This window comes from Dyadobacter sp. (assembly GCF_017744695.1).
Classification (GTDB): Bacteria; Bacteroidota; Bacteroidia; order Cytophagales; family Spirosomataceae; genus Dyadobacter.
In genome coordinates this window covers 38,353-56,189 of the sequence record NZ_JAGIAS010000007.1, presented here as the reverse complement: position 1 = coordinate 56,189, position 17,837 = coordinate 38,353, and the positions used below count along the sequence as shown (strand labels likewise).

The following is a 17,837-nucleotide window of genomic DNA, read 5'->3' as shown; positions in this document are numbered from 1 at the left end:
AGTAAAGACGCCCGGCAGGGGACTTATTCAGGCAAAACCAAAATCTGCATTTCATGAAATTATATAAGACCGAAAATGGCATCCTCCTTGAAAACGAGGACATTTTCTACCGTCTCCACGAAACCGACTGGGACATGGTTGTGAACAGGAATAACCTGTACGAATGGCTCGAAGGCCAGGCCCAGAGCCTTATCGCCCTGACATTCAGCGATGATTTCCCAATGCCGGAGGCACTGGCGCCTATAGGCACGCAGGAAGTATGGGCGTCGGGCGTGACCTATTTCAAAAGCCGTACGGCGCGCATGGAGGAATCCGAAAAAGCAGGCGGCGGCAGTTTTTACGACCGCGTATACGAAGCAGAACGTCCGGAGCTCTTCTTTAAATCGACCGCATGGCGGGTGGTAGGCCACCACGGGACTGTTCGTATTCGCAAAGATTCAACCTGGGACGTTCCCGAACCGGAGCTCACCTTGTTTGCTACTTCGGAGGGTGCATTGGTGGGTTATACGATCGGTAACGACATGAGCTCGCGAAGCATTGAAGGTGAAAACCCACTGTATTTGCCTCAGGCCAAATCCTATACCGGCAGCGCGGCACTGGGACCCTGCCTTTATGTATTCAAAGAAAAACTCAGTCCCGACACGGTGATCGATCTCTCGATCGTGCGCGGCGGCGAGGAGGTCTTTAACGGGGAAGTTACATTGTCGCAGATGAAACGCAAACCAGACGAGCTGCTGCATTTCCTTTACCGCGAAATGTCGTTTCCGACAGGCGCTTATCTCATGACAGGTACAGGCATCGTGCCATCGTCCGATTTCACATTGCAAGCCGGCGACGTCGTTCACATTACGATCGAGCCCATTGGCACGCTGACCAACACGGTTGGCTGATAAAGTAAAAAGGTGCGGGATCGATTCCCGCACCTTTTTACTTTCATAAATAACAATATCTCTTACGAATGGCCCAGCTTGGGAATGAAGGCAAAGATCACGCATCTCACCGCTCCCACCAGTTTGCTCACCATCGATTCTCCTTCGTTTTCTTCGGATTCATTTTCAAAGAAAGCGGCCGGTCCTTCTTCCAGCATACGGGCATTCAATGTCATGATTTGAGAAGCCGGCGCGCTGGCGCTGGTATTTTTGATAATCCCTGCGTGCTTCACCTGTGCGGGGGCTTTCGCTTTCAAAACAGGCTTGGCCTTTCTTGCAATCGCCCGTTCCGTTACACATTCCTTGCCTGACTGCAACTTTCTGTGTGCTACAAACATGTTGTGCACGTAGCCCGTTGCGCTGGCCTGCAGGCTGATTATTGTGAGCAATATTACGATTCTGAGTGTTTTCATGGCTTGTATGCAATCGTTAAGAATTCGTCCGAATTATGTGTAACTAATTGACCTTACAAATATATATGTTTCATTAGGTATCTTGCAATACATAGTACCTTGTTTTTAACATTTTTTTTGAAAATTTTTCAGGATTCTCTCAAAGTACCGTGGCTGGCCGGATAACAGATGTAAAAGTAATATAAAAGGTTGCTCGAGATATTCTAAAAAAGACAAACCGTCAAATTTTCTAGCTGAACAGTAGCAGGTTACGGATAAATTGCAAAAGCGCCGACGGGCAAAATCCCGCCGGCGCTTTCATGCTGATGCCATTTACTTCCTATTTCTCACGGAAGAATATCGTGATCGGTACGCCCGAAAAATCGAAGTTCTCACGCAAACGGTTTTCGAGATAGCGCAAATACGGCTCCTTCACGTGTTTCGGATGGCTGCTGAAAAAGACGAACGTTGGCGACGGCGTCGGCAGCTGGATCATGTATTTGATATTGATATACTTGCCGCGGTGTGCCGGTGGCGGGTATTTTTCGATCTCCGCCTGCATTACCTCGTTCAGTTTCGAAGTCGAGATTTTCTTGGTTTTATTCTGATAAACTTCCATCGCTTTCTCCATTACCTGGTGGATGCGCTGTTTTTCAACAACGGACGCGAAAATGATCGGCATGTAGTTCATCGGCGCGAGTTTTTCGAGCAACGCCTTTTTATATGCATCCGCAGTTTTGGAATCCTTTTCGACCAAATCCCATTTGTTGACCATGATCACAATGCCTTTCTTGGCTTTGTCGGCCTGACCGATGATCGTCATATCCTGCCCTTCCAGTCCGAGCGTGGCGTCGAGCAGGATGATGCAAACGTCGGATTCTTCCATAGCCTTCACCGAGCGAAGCGTCGAATAAAATTCGATATCTTCTTTTACCCGCGATTTGCGGCGGATACCTGCTGTGTCGGTCAGGATAAATTCCATCCCGAATGCATTATAATGTGTATGGATCGCGTCGCGCGTTGTGCCCGCGATGTTGGTCACAATGCTGCGGTCGGTGCCGGTGAGCACGTTCAGGAACGAGGATTTACCCACATTCGGGCGTCCCATGATCGCGATACGCGGAATGCCTTCTTCGGGATTTTCGATACCCGCTGTTTCGAAATGCGTCACTACTTTATCGAGCAGTTCGCCTGTTCCGAAACCTGTTTGCGCAGAAATCGCGAAAATTTCGTCACCCAAACCTAATTCATAAAATTCACCTGCCGATTGGTAACGCTCAGTCGTTTCGGCTTTGTTAGCTACCAAATACACTGGCTTGTTAAAGCGGCGAAGCACATTTGCGAAGTCCTTGTCGAGGTCGGTAAGGCCGGTCATGGTGTCAACCATAAACAGTACCACTGTGGATTCCTCGATTGCGAGCTCCACCTGGTCGCGGATAGCCCCTTCGAAAATATCTTCCGAGCCTACTACATATCCGCCCGTGTCGATCACTGTGAAATATTGGTCGGTCCATTCGCCGTAACCATAATGCCTGTCGCGGGTTACGCCGCTTTGGTTGTCCATAATGGCCTTCCGGCTTTCGGTAAGGCGGTTGAACAAAGTGGATTTGCCCACGTTCGGACGACCAACAATCGATATTACATTTGCCATTTTCTTACTATTAATATGATCCGAGCCGGTCTGGCACCTGCTCTTCATTCGTTTTATTTAAAATTTATTCCTGGTAACCGAGCTGGCGCAGCTTGTTTTCCTTGCTTCTCCAATCCGGCTCTACTTTTACGTGCTGTTCGAGGAAGACTTTCTTGCCAAAGAAATCTTCAAGGTCCTGGCGGGCCTGCGTACCGACTTTCTTCAACATTTCCCCTTTTTCACCAATAATGATCCCTTTCTGGCTTTTGCGTTCGACCAGAATTTCTGCGCGGATCACAATGATGTCGTCCTTGTCCTTAAATTCAGTGATCACTACTTCGGAGCTGTATGGAATTTCCTGGCGGTAATTCAAGAAGATCTTTTCACGGATAATTTCGGAAGCAAAGAAACGCTCCGGCTTATCGGTTAGTTCATCCTCATCGAAATAAGGCGGGTGGAAAGGCAGGCGTGTCACCACCGCATCGAACAATGTACCGATATTCGCTTTTTCCAACGCGGAAATCGGTACAATGGCGGCAGGGTGTATTTCATTCTCCCATTCCGCCATTTTTTGTTTCACTTCCTCATCATTCGACAGATCGATTTTGTTCAACACTAAAACCACCGGTGATTCGGTGCGTTTCAGCAGCGGCAGTACCTCGTGCTCGGAGGCCTTCTCCCCTATCTCTACCACAAAAAGCACCACATCGGCATCTTCCAGCGACCCTTTTACAAAAGTCATCATCGAGTCGTGCAGCTTGTACGACGGCTTGATCACCCCCGGCGTATCAGAGTAGACAAGTTGGAACGGAATATCTTCATGCTTCCCGTTCAAGATCCCGATAATGCGGTGACGGGTCGTCTGCGCTTTGGAGGTGATAATCGACATTCTTTCGCCTACGAGTACGTTCATCAGCGTCGATTTGCCCACGTTGGGTTTTCCGATAATGCTTACAAAACCAGCCCGGTGGTTGCGCAACTCGGTATTATTATTTTCGGCTTTTTCTTCCATAAAAATTACTTCTTCACTTTTTTCAGCTTCCCAAAAACGTGGCACCTAGGGTGTTACCGTCAGCCGGTCGTCCAGCATCCGGTTCGAATATTGCTGGATAAATGCCTTAACCTGCAATTCCATAGGCCCTTGAACCTCCGGAATCTTACCGGCGAGGTTATTTTTCAAAAGCTTGTCTTCCTGATATTTATACAAACCTACGGTTTTCCGGCCATCAAATTGCAAAACGTACGGCCCGTTATACCATTGATAAACTCCGTCATAGTTGACAGCAAAGTTGAGCGGAGGGTTCCCAAAGACGTTTTTACCAAATCCAAAATAGGGCTTGTCGTAATGCAAATAGCCCAATACCGAAGGCATAATGTCGATTTGCTGGACCAGGCGGGTGCTATCCGTGACGGCCATCGCCGGCGCGGGGGAAGTGGCGTCGCCCGGCGAGGCGTCGCCCGGCGCGTAGAAAAGAATCGGTATCGAGAAATTTCCGATCGAGGTCTGGTATTTAGGATAATGCGCAAATGTGGCGGCGTGGTCGGCGGTGATCACGAACAATGTGTTTTTGAACCAGGGCTTATCCTTCGCGGAGTCAAAAAACCGGCGCAATGCATGGTCGGTATAACCCATGCATTCGTAAATCGGCAGCGGGCCCTTCGGGAATTTGCCCTGGTAGCGCGCGGGCACCTTGTACGGGTCGTGCGAGGACACCGTGAACAATGTGCTCATGAACGGTTCGTGGAAAGTATCCAGCTTTTTGGACCAGAACTGTAAGAATTCCTCATCCCAAATACCCCAGATCCCATCATAATCCGCGTCGTTATTGTATTCGGTTTTACCATAATAATCTTTAATACCGATCAGGTTCGTGAATGCCTTGAAGCCCATCGAGCCGTTCGGGGCTCCGTGGAAGAACGAGGTATGGTATCCCTTGGCTTGCAGCATTTCGGGCAGGCTGGGCAGTTTGTTATCGGTGTAGCGCGTCAGAATGAATGGCTCCATAATACCCGGAATGCTCGTGAGCACCGAGGGAATAGCCTCGATCGACTTCGCCCCATTGGCAAACGAATACCAGAATACCTTGCTATGCGGCATCAGCGAGTCGATAAATGGTGTGTAACCTTTATAGGTACCGTTCTCCAAATCTTTGTTATAGGTTCCCACCATTTCTTTTCCAAAACTCTCCCAGATGAGGATCACGACGTTTTTCGGATGGAATGCAGGCGCATTGGGATCAGGATAGTGGATCGGCGAATACACTGCATTCATCTCCTGCTCCGATTTGAAAAAATCCGCCCGTTGATAATCGGAGCTTTTCAGGGTTTTATAAATGCAGAACGGCGTGTTCAGCACGATAAACATTTCTTTCGGCTTGTCGACATATTCGCCGGCATTGCTCAGTGTGATAGGGCGGGTGCTGTGTCGGAAACCGCCTTTGACGCCCCCGATAAAAAGGAACACCGCAACGGTCATCAATACACTGTGAACGAGGAATATCTGCCAGGCCGGGCGCGCCGGCTTGGCGCCTACCCGCCAGCGTCGCGTGATGTACACGACCAGTGCCACCAGCAGTACCCAGACGAACGCCACGTACCAGTAATTCACCAAAAAGCCGCCAAACAGCTTGTGCATGTTGTTTTCATGCGAAAATTCCTGCAAAACCGACCAGGTGCTCCTTTTGATCGTGAAGCGGTAATAGATGAAATCGGCGCAGTTGGCGAGCAGGGCAATGCTATTGGTGATGATAAAAAGGTAATCGAGAAACTTCTGGAACGTCGGCCGGTACTTGAATGTGACGGGAATGAGTGTCAGAAACACGTAGAGAATATTTGTATAGAGCACCGCCACGAGATCGAAACGCAAACCTCCCAGGAATAACCGAGGCGCGAGCGCCAGGCCAACCTCCGGAAAAAACGGCTGATTGAAGAAATAAAAGAGAATCCGGCAAACGGTAAACAGGGCCATGATGCCGACCAACCTGATCAGCAGCACTTGATGAATGCGCCACCCGAAACCGGAAGCGACTGAATATGAACTCATAAAATCGATGTCAGAACGTTAGAGGCAAACTTTTTTGAAAAGTTTTCACAAAAATAGTTGTTTTCTGTAAAACATTTGTTGTATGTTTGCACTCCAATTCAACGACACCGCGGGATGGAGCAGTTGGTAGCTCGTTGGGCTCATAACCCAAAGGTCGCTGGTTCGAGTCCAGCTCCCGCTACTAAGCAAAAGTCACTTTCGAAAGAAGGTGGCTTTTTTTCATTTACCACAAGCCTGATCCGGTCGAAAAGTTTCTTTTTTTGTCAGGAATTATTTGCTCTATTTTGTGAATAGCCCTTGCACAATCCTGGATCAATGATTCTCCCCATCCGCCTGAGACCTATCGGCAGCGCTCTCGCAGCTTGCCCGTTGCTATGCATTGCGCTTTATTTCAGCTGCCTGCATTTCCCCGCTAAGGCACAGCAATCCGGGCTCAGCTATGATAAGTATGCCCTTACCCAATACACCGCCGAGACCGGACTACCTCAAAACAGCATCAAGGCTATCGTAAAGGATGACGCAGGTTTTTACTGGCTGGCTACCGAAGACGGCCTCGCAAGGTTCGACGGCCGGCATTTTCACATTTTCAATAGTTCGAATGCCCGGTTCGACTCCAACCGCATGATTCAGAGTTTTCGCGGGATTTCGGATAGCGAGCCTTATTTCGTCGGTGAAACACATGAAATCTTTAAAATTTCGGCGGGAACCGTCACAAAGACTGCCATGCACGACAAGGAATTTAAAAGACTGAACATCAACAATTTCCCCCTCCAAAGCCACTTCCTGAACTTCGAGCTTACCAACAGACATATTTACAATTACGGCTGGAAGTACTCGGTAGTACCTGTTTCCCCGGGAAGCTATTTTATCTGCGACACCGCCAATGTAACTTTTTTCAAACATAATAAACCCATTTATCACCAGAGAAACCACGCAGACAGGACGCTCGACTATTTTAACCATGGACAGGAGCTGTATCATTACGACCGCCCCAATGCCACCATCACGCGAATAGATCGGAATGGTCTCCACAACGTGGCGATCACCGGAGATGTAGTGAGGGATTATGGTGCTCCGGCCGGCCAGAAAGACCTGGAGGTTCTCTGGAATACGTTTTCCGAAAACCTCCTGATGGCGTCGGGAGGTAAAATTTACAGCGTCGACTTCGTTGGCCGCGACACGCTTGACACAAAGCTGATTCTCGAAGGTTTTGATACCGAAAAGAATAAGATCATCAGCTCATTCTACGACAAGACTAGTGGTACACTGCTGCTCGGTAGCCACACCAACGGGTTGTTTGTCTTTACCAAAAAACATTTCTACGCATTTAAAGGAAGTGAGGGTTTTTCCTTCCACGAACAAATTCTGTTCAAAAACCGCTATATCATCACCCATTTCGGCGCATACGATATCTATTCAAAAGGAGGCGCCCCGGCTTCCATTTCGGACAAGTTCAAAGGCAGGAACCCTTTCAGGGCAAAAACCGGCTATACCTGGGCCACCAAAGCGGGCATCCTGTCTTTATTCGAAGAAGAAAGCGCCCACCTGGTGAAGAGCTGGCCGATAGGCGCCGACGTAAGCATTACCTATACAGACCCTGATGGCCATCTTTGGCTGGGCCACCGCCACGGACTGCTTCGAAGGCTGGATACAAATACCTTCAAGTGGACCGACATCCGTATTGCAGGGTTGAAGAATATACAGATCAATTTTATCCTTCGCGACAATTCGCCGGATCCCGCGAAACAAACTTTCTGGATGGGTACGACGGAGGGACTTTACCGGTTTACCTTCCCCGGGTGCCGTTTCGAAAAGATCAAAAATCTGGGAAACAGCGCAGTTCATTCCCTGCTCCTGCGATGCACACGCGATGGTACTGAAGTGTGGGGAACGATTTACGGACAGGGACTTTTTTTGATCAAAGACAACCACACCACTTTATTTCCACTAGACCGAAAAAAACACCTCGGATCGGCCCATTGTATTACGGAAGATAAAAACGGCTTTTTCTGGGTTCCCACCAATAAGGGCTTGTTCCAGATCGGGCTTAACGACCTCCTTGCATTCGCCCGGAAGCAGATTCGAAGCCCCTATTACTTTTTTTATGACTACCAAAGCGGGTTCCCCACCAACGAATTCAACGGCGGATGCATACCCTGCTCGCTGACTTTGCCCAACGGACTACTTTCGCTGCCATCAATCAGCGGGCTGGTGTACTTCTACCCTTCCCTTATCCTCCCGCAACTTCCCGATAAACCACTGCTGATCGATCGCATAGAATACAATGGAAAGCGCATCGGCTACTCCGACAGCCTGACCCTCGACAGCGACTTTGAGTCTATTAAGTTCTCGGTGTCGACCCCGTACTTCGGAAATCCGGACAATGTGCAGATCGATTACAGCCTGTCGGGAAACCATCAGAGAGGCCTCTGGCACCCTGTGCGCGACGGCGGAGAAATCGTTTTCAACGGATTGGGCAGCGGAGAATACGTGTTGTCGATCAGGAAAAGAAACGGCTTCGGCAAGGAAAACTATATGGCCCGGCGCATGACGTTCACCATTGCCCCGGAATGGTACGCAACCTGGTGGTTCAGGACGTCACTTCTGTTATGCATGATCCTGAGCGTGTATGCCTTTTTCAAATGGCGTACGGGGGCTATCAAAAGAAAGAACGAAGATCTCGAACGTGCCGTTACCGAACGCACCGCCGCCTTAAAGGAGTCCCAAAACGAGCTTAGCAGACAGCTGAACATCCAGGCGCACCTGATCGCGTCTATTACGCATGACGTGCGCGCACCGCTCAAATACGTAACACAAGCCTCCGGTCAGATCGCGAGACTGAATGAGCTGGGCCAACGTGAAATGCTGAGCCAGGTAGGTAATGCTTTGGAACAAAGCCTGGTGCAAATGACCAACTTCCTCGACAACCTGCTTAGTTATGTACGCACCACGCTGTATCATACGAAAGTGGAAATGACCCCCATCGACCTTTCCGGGCTTGTAGGGGAAAAACTGGTGCTATTTGAAAAAGTATTCCTGCTTTACAAAAACGAGGTGGTGAATGAGGTCCCTCCCGGACTGACCATAACGTCCAATCCCGAACTACTTTCGGTCGTGATCCATAACCTGATCGACAACGCCAGCAAATATGCCCGCAACGGCCAGATCCGGATTTTTTCGAGTGTTACGGGCCACACGGTGCACCTCATCATAGCCGATTCGGGTAAAGGTATCGATGCGGAAATCCGCGAATGGTTCAACAACCCGAACGCAACGCATTCCGAATCGTACGGTAATACGTCGCCCAAAGGCTTCGGCCTGGTAATCGTCAAGGAGGTCGCGCGTTTGATCAACCTTTCCGTTTTTGTGGACAATCACAATGGCTGCGAATTTCATCTGGTGTTCGACACACCCGATTACGCCGGGCGGCTACATTAGCCGGCTGCCATAAACTGGCGTACTCATATCATTATCAATCTCTTTACCAGTCCGGGCGAATTTTTATGTAAAAAATTATTTTACCTCGGTGACATATTATTTTACAGTTCTTGAACTAAATTTGAAGAAATTATGAGTAAAATATAAATTTATTCTACATTTATATAAAACAACACCTACGCTTTTGTATCTTGCGGTTGATTTATTCATGATGCCATGCGAATATGATTATGACAAACCCTTATTTCTCCGGCTTCGAACATAGTGCAGCGCAAATCCGCCGTTTTCTGCAAACACACAAAACTTTTACACTTTTGCTTTCGGGCGGGCGTATCGTTCACCACGAAGCAGAGGATGCCATTCGTTTCAGGACCTGGCTTCTGACACATCAGATCGAAGACGTGCGCGAATCGTTTACCAAAAACTATTCAGCCTATAATCTGATGTCGGCCTAGTCGCATTTGCAGACAATTTTCATTCCGGCATTTGTTGCCTTCTCTTCTCATTCCTAACAATTCCCTTTGCATTCCGGTTAATAGTGGCAAGTTGTGCATTCTGAATATGTGCACGATCGTATCTTTGCATCAGCACAGAAGTAACGACGCGTGGATTTCTCCAGACGTCAATACGGGCTTTGAGGATCGTTGGGGAAGACAACTAAGTTGCAAACGGCCTTATTAACAGACTATTTCTGAAAAAAATACAGAAATTTTGACTTGATTAATTTTTTTATCTACCTTTGCAAGCCAAAATTACGGGTAGACAGAGATTTATATCGCAATAATTTGATACTGAGATGAAACGTACCTTTCAACCATCGAATCGCAAGAGGAGAAACAAGCACGGGTTCCGTGAAAGAATGTCCACGGCAAACGGACGCAAAGTAGTTGCTGGCCGTCGTAAAAAAGGTCGTTGGAAACTGACTGTTTCTGACGAAAAACGTCACAAGCAATAAGCTTAGCTTGAAGGTTTGAGTAGAGGACGTTCGTTCGGGACGCACAGTCAGGACGCCTAAGTCTTTACATAGTCTGATAAGTTTGAAAACCACAAACTTATCAGACATTTTTTTCTACAAGAACTTGAAACAGACATTTGGTAAGAACGAGCGGTTGTGTAACCTCCGTATCATAGGCAGGCTTTTCAAAAAGGGCAGTCCGGAGGTTCAAACGTTCTATCTTTATCCATTCAGGGTGCTGTACATCTACGCCCCCGAAGCCTCCACCCCGCTTCCGCAGGTACTTTTCTCCATTTCCAAAAGGCATTTCAAGAAAGCGGTTGACCGCAACCTGATCCGCCGACGCTGCCGTGAAGCTTACCGGCTGAACAAATCCGCGCTCGTGGCATTACCCGCCGAAACGCGCCCTTCCTACATCGCTTTTTTGTATCTTGCAAAAGAAATAACCTCATACGACGTTATTGAAACGGCCATGAAGCAGTCGCTCAAAAAGCTTGAAAAGCTGCCGCCCGCCTTTCTCAAAGAACAATCCAATTCCTGAACATAGATGAAAAAGTATCTTCGTTCCATTTTGCTGGCCGCTCCTGTTGTAGGCGGGCTCGCATTCGTTTCGTTCCGTCAGGACGACCGCCTCTTCGAAATCGCGCGAAACCTGGACATCTATGCCACGCTTTTCAAGGAATTGAATGCATATTATGTTGATGAGATCAATCCCAATCAGCTGATCAAGACCAGCATCGACAATATGCTCCGCTCGCTCGACCCGTACACCGTGTACTATGCGGAGGACGATATCGAGGACTACATGACTATGACCACCGGCAAGTATAATGGTATTGGTGCGATGGTTAACTCCGCAGATGGAAAGCATACGGTCATGATGGTGTATGAAGATACGCCCGCACAAAAGGCTGGCTTGCAGCTTGGCGACGAGATCACGAAAATCAACGATATAGACCTGTCTACCCGTGAGGATTTCGATACCGGCAAGCTGCTCAAAGGCCAGACTCAAACGGCCGTTAAACTGACCGTGAAGCGCTACGGCATTACCAAGCCGCTCGAAATCACGCTCAATCGCGACATTGTGAAAGTGACCAATGTACCTTACTATGGCATGCTGAACGAGGAAGTGGGTTATATCGATTTGAAGGATTTTACGGCAACAGCTTCCAGAGAGGTGCGCAATGCATTCCAGGAACTGAAAGGTAAGGGCATGAAATCCGTTGTGCTCGACCTGCGCGATAACCCGGGCGGGTTGCTGAATATGGCCATTGAAATTTCCAATATATTTATTCCAAAAGGCGAAGAAGTGGTTTCGACCAAAGGAAAAGTGAGCGAATGGAATAAAACCTACACGGCTTACAATCCGGCACTCGATACCGAAATACCCGTCGTGGTGCTGACCAACAACCGCAGCGCGTCGGCAGCAGAAATCGTTTCCGGCGTCATTCAGGATTACGACCGCGGCGTATTGATCGGCCAGAGAACTTATGGAAAAGGCCTCGTGCAAACCACGCGTGACCTTTCATTCAATACCAAAATGAAGATCACCACCGCTAAATATTACATTCCAAGCGGACGGTGTATCCAGGCGATCGATTACAGCCACCGCAACGACGACGGCAGCGTGGGCAAAATCCCCGATTCGCTGATGACAGAATTCAAGACGAAAAATGGCCGTACGGTATTCGACGGCGGTGGTATTTTGCCCGATATTATTACGGAAAAGGAAAACTTCTCGCCATTGGCCGTTTCGCTGGGCCGCAACCGCCTGTTCTTCGACTATGCTGTAAAATACCATTTCGAACACCCGACGATCAAACCGGCCAAGGAATTTCATTTGACCGACGCCGATTATGCCGCATTCACGAAATGGCTGGGCGATAAAGAGTACGACTATACCACCCAGGTTGAGCGCGACCTGAAAGACCTGGAAGCTTCTGCTAAAAAGGAAAAATCACTAGAAGTGATCGAGGATCAATTAAAAGCATTGAAATCCAAACTTTCGCACAGCAAGGATAATGATCTGCAAATCTTCAAGCCGGAGATCAAAAAGATCCTGGAAGAAGAGATCATCAAGCATTACTATCTGGAAAAAGGCATGCGGGAAGCTTCTTTCAACGAAGATCCCGAAGTGAAAGCGGCCCTGGCGTTATTCAAGGAGCCGGCCCGTTACAGCCAGATTTTGAAAAAGAAATAATACCATCCGGCCCGTCGCTCGCGGCGGGCTTTTTTATATGCTCTTACTCAGTATCGACACCTCGATCCGCGGATGCTCAGTGGCCGTACACAATGAAACCGGCTTGCTGGCCGCTTATGATCTTTTTACGGACAAGTCCTCCTCCGCCATGCTCACCTCGCTCATGCGCGATAGCGTGACACACGCAGGATTCGAACTTTCGGACATCGACGCGATTGTGGTCGCCAAAGGCCCGGGCTCATACACGGGCTTGCGCGTGGGCGTGTCCACGGCCAAAGGCCTGTGCTACGCGCTCGACAAGCCGCTCATCGCCATCAACACCTTGCAGGCAATGGCCATGCAATTGGCAGCGTTTTTCCCCGGACATTTATTCTGCCCGATGATCGATGCGCGTCGAATGGAAGTTTACGCGGCAGTTTTAGACGATACCAATGCATTTGTTCAGGAAACGCAGGCGGTAATCATGAATGAGACTTCATTTCAGGACCTGCTGACCGAACGTAGAGTGGTATTCTTCGGCGATGGCGCTGCAAAATGCAAGCCGCTTCTGGAAAAGCATCCTAATGCCGTTTTTCCCGCAGAGGACATCAAGCCTTCGGCACGGACTGTCGGCCAGCTGGGTACGATTGCATTCCAAAACAGCCAATTTGAGAATGTCGCTTCTTTTGAACCCTATTATTTGAAGGATTTCATGTCACCGGCGCCGCGGAAAGCCAGTACGCTGGTGCAATAACCGGCGGATTTTAGCAGGCTTGTCAAACAATCGTCCGTGTTTTGTTGTTAGCCTTTTTGTAAATGGATTTTTAGTATGGAAACTGACGAAATAGTAAACCGGGTTGCCACCAGCGGCATTATCTCCCTGGACCTCGAAGAGCTCTACCACCCCGGCGAACGCATTGTTTACGATATTAAAGACAATCTCTGGCAGGGTATGATCCTGCGGGAAAAAGATTTCCGCGACTTTCTTAAAAGCCACGACTGGGCACAGTACCAAGGCAAAAATGTAGCGATTATCTGTTCGGAAGATGCGATTGTGCCCACCTGGGCCTATATGCTCCTCGCCGTGCACCTCGAACCTTATGCTCATGCATTTGTATTCGGGGATCTGAATGCATTAGAGGACAAGCTCTTCGCCGACGCCATTGCGAAACTGAATGCAGAGGAATTTGCAGGAAAACGCGTAGTAGTGAAAGGTTGTAGCAAGGTAGAAGTACCCGTTTCGGCTTATGTAGCGGTGAGCAAATTGCTGAAACCGGTTGTACAAAGCCTGATGTTCGGGGAACCGTGCAGCACGGTGCCGCTTTACAAAAAGCCTAAATCTTCGGTTTCTTCTACCGACTGATCGCCTTCTTCCTTAATTAACTTGAAAGACATTCTGTGATAGGAACACGGGCCGTGGAGCACGATCGCTTTGCGGTGATGAACCGTCGGGTAGCCGACATTTTGTTCCCAGCCATAGTGCGGGAATTGCCGGGAAAGGTTGCTCATCAGCTCATCCCGGTAATTTTTTGCCAGAACCGAAGCTGCCGCAATCGATAGGTAATGCGCATCGCCTTTGATAATGCAGGTGTGCGGGATCATCGGATAAGGCGTAAAACGGTTTCCATCCACCAGCAAGTGCTCCGGACGTATCCGTAGCTTATCGACAGCCCTGTGCATGGCCAGGAAACTCGCTTTCAGGATATTGATTTTGTCGATTTCAACATTATCAACCTCAGCCACCGCCCACGAAACCGATTCGCGGATAATTTCCTTTTCCAGTTCCAGGCGCTGCGCCTTGGTGAGTTGTTTGGAATCATTGAGGAATGAGTGCTTATAATCGCGCGGCAAGATCACCGCCGCCGCCACAACCGGCCCGGCCAGGCAACCCCTCCCCACTTCATCCAGTCCTGCCTCGATGGCGTCGATATTGTAATAAGCTTTCAGCATCAATCTTCCAGAATATTGGCCATAAATGTACTCTTCGTCCCGATCGCCACAAGCAGCAATGTAACCGCCCAATAGAGGTAAACGCGGTAGTAATCCTTCACATCGCGCGACAATACATCCCGTGATTTCACTTTTTCGAACTGGTCGATCTGTTTGAAAACCGTTTCGAGTGCCGTGTTATCGGTAGCACGAAAATACTTCCCGTTACCGATTCCCGCAATATTTTGTAGCTCGCCCTCATCCATTAATGCACCTGAATGGGCCGTGGTGTCGGCCTTCGACATTTTTTTAGGTCTTCCTACCGAAATCGTGTAAACCTTTACCCCGAATGCATTCGCAAGTTGTGCCGAGGTTGTGGGCCCGAGGTTACCAGAGGTATTGTCGCCGTCGCTGATCAGGATTGCGACCTTGCTCTCCCCGGGCGTATCGCGCATGCGGTTTACGGCCACGGCCAATGCGCTGCCGATCGCCGTGCCGGGCGTGGGAATGAGGCTGGGGTTTACCTCGTCGAGAAAGCCGTATAATAATTCGTAATCGGTCGTAAGCGGGCAGAGCGACACGGCTTCCCCCGCGAACACGATCAACCCGATGCGGTCCTGCAATCTGCCTTTGATAAACTGCCGCGCCATTCTCTTGGCAGCCTCGAGGCGGTTGGGGCTCAGGTCCTTTTCGATCATCGAATCCGAAATGTCCAGCAGGAGCATAATATCAATCCCTTCGGAATACTGGTCTTTCCGCTCCGAAACCACCTGCGGCCGCGCCAGCGCGACCAGGATAAGGCAAATAGCCAGCCCCACGCAAATGGGCTGTACGAAGCGCAGCAATGTAAGCCAGCTGCGGAAGCCTGTAACCGATGTGTAGGTAATAGTCAGCCGCTGCTTGTGCTTGCGGTGCAACGCATTCCTCAACCAAAACAGGAATGGGACCAGCGGCAGCAAATAGAGGAAATAGGGATATACCCACTCGTACGACCTCAGCGCGCTGTAACCAAACCATTCCAGTGAAAACCAGTTTTCCATTCAATGTCCGGGTTATGCGACGGGGCTGTCCAATACAAATTTCCTTTTGGCCCGGTACAACCGCGTGGCGCCCGTTTTGAGCACTTCCAGATACTTTTCCATATTCCCCGACCGGCCCTGCCCGTACACGATACTGTCCATGTTTTTCAATGCATCGGCCAGTTCGTCGTCGGGCATATTATCGATAATTTCTCTTGTGGTATAAGTCGCAAACGGCTTTTTCTCCAACCTTTCCAGGTAGTTTTTCCAGATAATGATAGCCTTTTCGGCATCCTTGATATTGCCCTTCTCGCGTGCGCTGCGCATGAGACGGTTAAACGACCGCACATATTCCAGATGCCGGCGCTGCAATTTGAGTAGCTGCCATTGTTTGTAAATATCGCGCCCGAAAACCCAGTAAATGCTCCCTACCACGCCGATAATCAATGCGACGGAACCTATCAGCATCGAAAAGTTAAACTCACGGCTCAGGGCGGCAAGCCGGGTTTCTTCTTTTAATACTGGTTTTTTGCTGAGATCAATATTGTTGCTTCTGATGAGCAAAACCGAGTCGGGTTCGGTGAAAACCGCAGTGCAATCCTTTTTTTGGAATATAAAAACAGGCAACCGCAGCTTTTGCACTTTGGATACGTCGAAAGAAATGAGATGATAAACCGCGCTATCCAGCGTGCCGCGGCTGTCGGTGCTGGATACGAAAGTTCTTTGCGACACCAGTTCAAAAGGTGAGAAGTCATAGGTGCTATCAGGGAAGAAAATCTCGGATTCGGGGCTATGGCGTACGCTGAGCGAGAAATAAACAGGCTTGCCCACTTCCACGCTGTCGGTCTGGAAAACGCCTTTGGGCGTGATCCGCTGCTTGCGCGCGTCCCTTGCAATGCCCGGGAAGGACAGCAAGAAACCTATTGCTACCGAAAAGATTACCTTCAAAACCCTAGCCATTGGATGGTGCCGAACTTTTGGTATAACGCCTCACCTTAAACAAATGGATCAATGCCGGCACATAATCTTCCTGGGTATTGATGGAAATATAGTCGGCGCGGTTCTGGTGGCACAGCCGTTGAAGCTCGGCGCTTCTTTTTCCGAAGCGGTTGGCCATTTCCTCGCGGTACTGGCGCGAAGACGTGTTTACCCAAACTGTCGTCTTCTTCTCGGCGTCGTAAAGCGGGATAATGCCTAATCCAGGCAAATTCACCTCCCTCGAATCGTACAAATGGATCACGATCAGGTCGTGTTTGCGGGCGAGGGCTTTGAGGTTGTGCTGGTAGTTGTTATCGATAAAATCCGAGATGAGGAATATCAGGCTGCGTCGGCGGAGCACATTCAATGCGACGAGAATGGCTTCGGCGATATTGGTTTTGGTGGATTCGGGAACGAGCTTGTACAACTCCGAAATGAGTCCGTAACCGTGCTTCATACCGTCGGACGGCCGGATGTACCGCTCATTTTTATCCGAAAAACAAAGTAATCCTACCCGGCTCGCTTCCTGAATGGCCGAAAGCGTCAGCACCCCGCATATTTCCTTCGCAATATCGATTTTCAGCTTCTTGATCTCCCCTACCTGCTGCGACGCGCTCACGTCGAGCATGAAGAATGCCGTCTGCTCCTTATCCTCCTTGAAAATCTTGACAAATGTACCGTGACCTTTCGCCGAAGTGTTCCAATCGATGGCGCGGACGTCGTCGCCATACTGGTATAAACGGAGGTCATCGAATTCCAGGCCGGACCCTTTGAAGACCGAATGGAAATTGCCGTGACGCTCGCTGGTCACCGCTTTTCGCATCCGGATTTCATACTTCCTTAACTTTCCCAGAAACTGCTCAAACATAAGTTTTGCAAAAAAATCACCACCTTTGTCGTCTGGTGTACCTAAAACAAAGATAGGTATTTTGATAGTAAGCTACGCCCTGCGATGAAATTCACGACCGGTATAAGCCTCCTGGCCCTTTTTATGCTCCTGTTTTCGGCCTGTTCCGAAGACGAAAAGCCGCCCAAAGGGACATTATCCGAGGAAAAAATGGCTACCATTCTGACCGACATCCACCTGGCCGAGTCGCGCGTGAACCGTTTACAGCTGAAATCGCTCGATTCGTCGCTCATGATTTTCAACCGTTTGAAAAGTGATATCTGGAAAAAACATCAGGTTGATACAACAGCTTATCGTGAAAGCTATGCTTACTACATGAGCCATCCCGAGCAAATGACGACCATTTACGAAAAAGTGAACAAGAAAATTGAGGAACGGGAGAAAAATAACAATATTAAGTTCTGAATTTTCTGTATCGCGCTCTATACTACGCATTTA

17 protein-coding genes and 1 tRNA gene are annotated in these 17,837 nt (G+C 49.1%); 10 read left to right on the top strand and 8 right to left on the bottom strand.

What is annotated here, in order from left to right:
* The first annotated feature begins 53 nt into the window (after positions 1 to 53).
* Positions 54 to 890 (top strand): fumarylacetoacetate hydrolase family protein, encoded by an 837-nt coding sequence (locus J7619_RS23455; protein ID WP_291204466.1) that lies wholly within the window; start codon positions 54 to 56, stop codon positions 888 to 890.
* A 62-nt stretch (positions 891 to 952) separates the two neighbouring features.
* Here the strand turns inward: J7619_RS23455 and J7619_RS23450 are convergent, their stop codons facing one another.
* The 4 genes from J7619_RS23450 to J7619_RS23435 form a co-directional block, all read right to left on the bottom strand.
* Positions 953 to 1,342 (bottom strand): hypothetical protein, encoded by a 390-nt coding sequence (locus J7619_RS23450; RefSeq protein ID WP_291204463.1) that lies wholly within the window; start codon positions 1,340 to 1,342, stop codon positions 953 to 955.
* Between the two features lie 319 nt (positions 1,343 to 1,661).
* The gene (gene der / locus J7619_RS23445) at positions 1,662 to 2,972 is read right to left on the bottom strand and encodes a ribosome biogenesis GTPase Der (protein WP_291204460.1); all 1,311 of its coding nucleotides are present in this window, start codon (positions 2,970 to 2,972) and stop codon (positions 1,662 to 1,664) included.
* 64 nt (positions 2,973 to 3,036) lie between these two features.
* The gene (era, locus tag J7619_RS23440; protein WP_291204457.1) at positions 3,037 to 3,963 is read right to left on the bottom strand and encodes a GTPase Era; all 927 of its coding nucleotides are present in this window, start codon (positions 3,961 to 3,963) and stop codon (positions 3,037 to 3,039) included.
* A gap of 45 nt (positions 3,964 to 4,008) precedes the next feature.
* On the bottom strand, positions 4,009 to 5,994 hold the full coding sequence (locus tag J7619_RS23435; protein ID WP_291204454.1) for an LTA synthase family protein: 1,986 nt from the start codon (positions 5,992 to 5,994) through the stop codon (positions 4,009 to 4,011).
* A 108-nt stretch (positions 5,995 to 6,102) separates the two neighbouring features.
* On the opposite strand from J7619_RS23435, the gene J7619_RS23430 reads away from it, so the two are divergent.
* The 8 genes from J7619_RS23430 to J7619_RS23395 all read left to right on the top strand — a co-directional run bounded on the left by J7619_RS23430 (position 6,103) and on the right by J7619_RS23395 (position 13,929).
* Positions 6,103 to 6,175 (top strand) — tRNA-Met (locus tag J7619_RS23430).
* Between the two features lie 134 nt (positions 6,176 to 6,309).
* Positions 6,310 to 9,432 carry a sensor histidine kinase gene (locus J7619_RS23425; RefSeq protein WP_291204451.1) on the top strand — a complete coding sequence of 1,041 codons (3,123 nt, stop codon included), beginning with the start codon at positions 6,310 to 6,312 and terminating at the stop codon, positions 9,430 to 9,432.
* Between the two features lie 230 nt (positions 9,433 to 9,662).
* Positions 9,663 to 9,887 (top strand): hypothetical protein, encoded by a 225-nt coding sequence (locus tag J7619_RS23420; RefSeq protein WP_291204448.1) that lies wholly within the window; start codon positions 9,663 to 9,665, stop codon positions 9,885 to 9,887.
* A 341-nt stretch (positions 9,888 to 10,228) separates the two neighbouring features.
* Positions 10,229 to 10,387 (top strand): 50S ribosomal protein L34, encoded by a 159-nt coding sequence (gene rpmH, locus J7619_RS23415; protein WP_015813300.1) that lies wholly within the window; start codon positions 10,229 to 10,231, stop codon positions 10,385 to 10,387.
* 124 nt (positions 10,388 to 10,511) lie between these two features.
* Entirely contained in the window at positions 10,512 to 10,928 is a 417-nt protein-coding gene (locus J7619_RS23410; protein ID WP_291204445.1) for a ribonuclease P protein component, read from the top strand.
* A gap of 6 nt (positions 10,929 to 10,934) precedes the next feature.
* Entirely contained in the window at positions 10,935 to 12,587 is a 1,653-nt protein-coding gene (locus J7619_RS23405; RefSeq protein ID WP_291204442.1) for a S41 family peptidase, read from the top strand.
* Between the two features lie 37 nt (positions 12,588 to 12,624).
* Positions 12,625 to 13,320 carry a tRNA (adenosine(37)-N6)-threonylcarbamoyltransferase complex dimerization subunit type 1 TsaB gene (gene tsaB, locus J7619_RS23400; protein WP_291204440.1) on the top strand — a complete coding sequence of 232 codons (696 nt, stop codon included), beginning with the start codon at positions 12,625 to 12,627 and terminating at the stop codon, positions 13,318 to 13,320.
* A gap of 75 nt (positions 13,321 to 13,395) precedes the next feature.
* Positions 13,396 to 13,929 carry a DUF2480 family protein gene (locus J7619_RS23395; protein WP_291204437.1) on the top strand — a complete coding sequence of 178 codons (534 nt, stop codon included), beginning with the start codon at positions 13,396 to 13,398 and terminating at the stop codon, positions 13,927 to 13,929.
* Here the strand turns inward: J7619_RS23395 and J7619_RS23390 are convergent.
* Genes J7619_RS23390 through J7619_RS23375 form a run of 4 tightly spaced genes read right to left on the bottom strand, consistent with a single transcriptional unit; the run spans position 13,890 to position 17,360 of the window.
* On the bottom strand, positions 13,890 to 14,516 hold the full coding sequence (locus tag J7619_RS23390) for a ribonuclease HII (RefSeq protein ID WP_291204434.1): 627 nt from the start codon (positions 14,514 to 14,516) through the stop codon (positions 13,890 to 13,892). The two genes, J7619_RS23395 and J7619_RS23390, sit on opposite strands and share 40 nt — an antisense overlap.
* Positions 14,516 to 15,535, bottom strand: a complete 1,020-nt coding sequence (locus tag J7619_RS23385) for a VWA domain-containing protein (RefSeq protein ID WP_291204431.1) — start codon at positions 15,533 to 15,535, stop codon at positions 14,516 to 14,518. The genes J7619_RS23390 and J7619_RS23385 overlap by 1 nt, the downstream gene beginning before the upstream one ends.
* 12 nt (positions 15,536 to 15,547) lie before the next feature.
* Entirely contained in the window at positions 15,548 to 16,474 is a 927-nt protein-coding gene (locus J7619_RS23380; protein ID WP_291204428.1) for a hypothetical protein, read from the bottom strand.
* Complete coding sequence (locus tag J7619_RS23375; protein WP_106599609.1) at positions 16,467 to 17,360, bottom strand: DUF58 domain-containing protein; 894 nt, start codon at positions 17,358 to 17,360, stop codon at positions 16,467 to 16,469. Before J7619_RS23375 ends, J7619_RS23380 begins: the two co-directional genes overlap by 8 nt.
* A gap of 84 nt (positions 17,361 to 17,444) precedes the next feature.
* On the opposite strand from J7619_RS23375, the gene J7619_RS23370 reads away from it, so the two are divergent.
* Entirely contained in the window at positions 17,445 to 17,804 is a 360-nt protein-coding gene (locus tag J7619_RS23370) for a DUF4296 domain-containing protein (RefSeq protein WP_291204424.1), read from the top strand.
* Positions 17,805 to 17,837 lie beyond the last annotated feature (33 nt).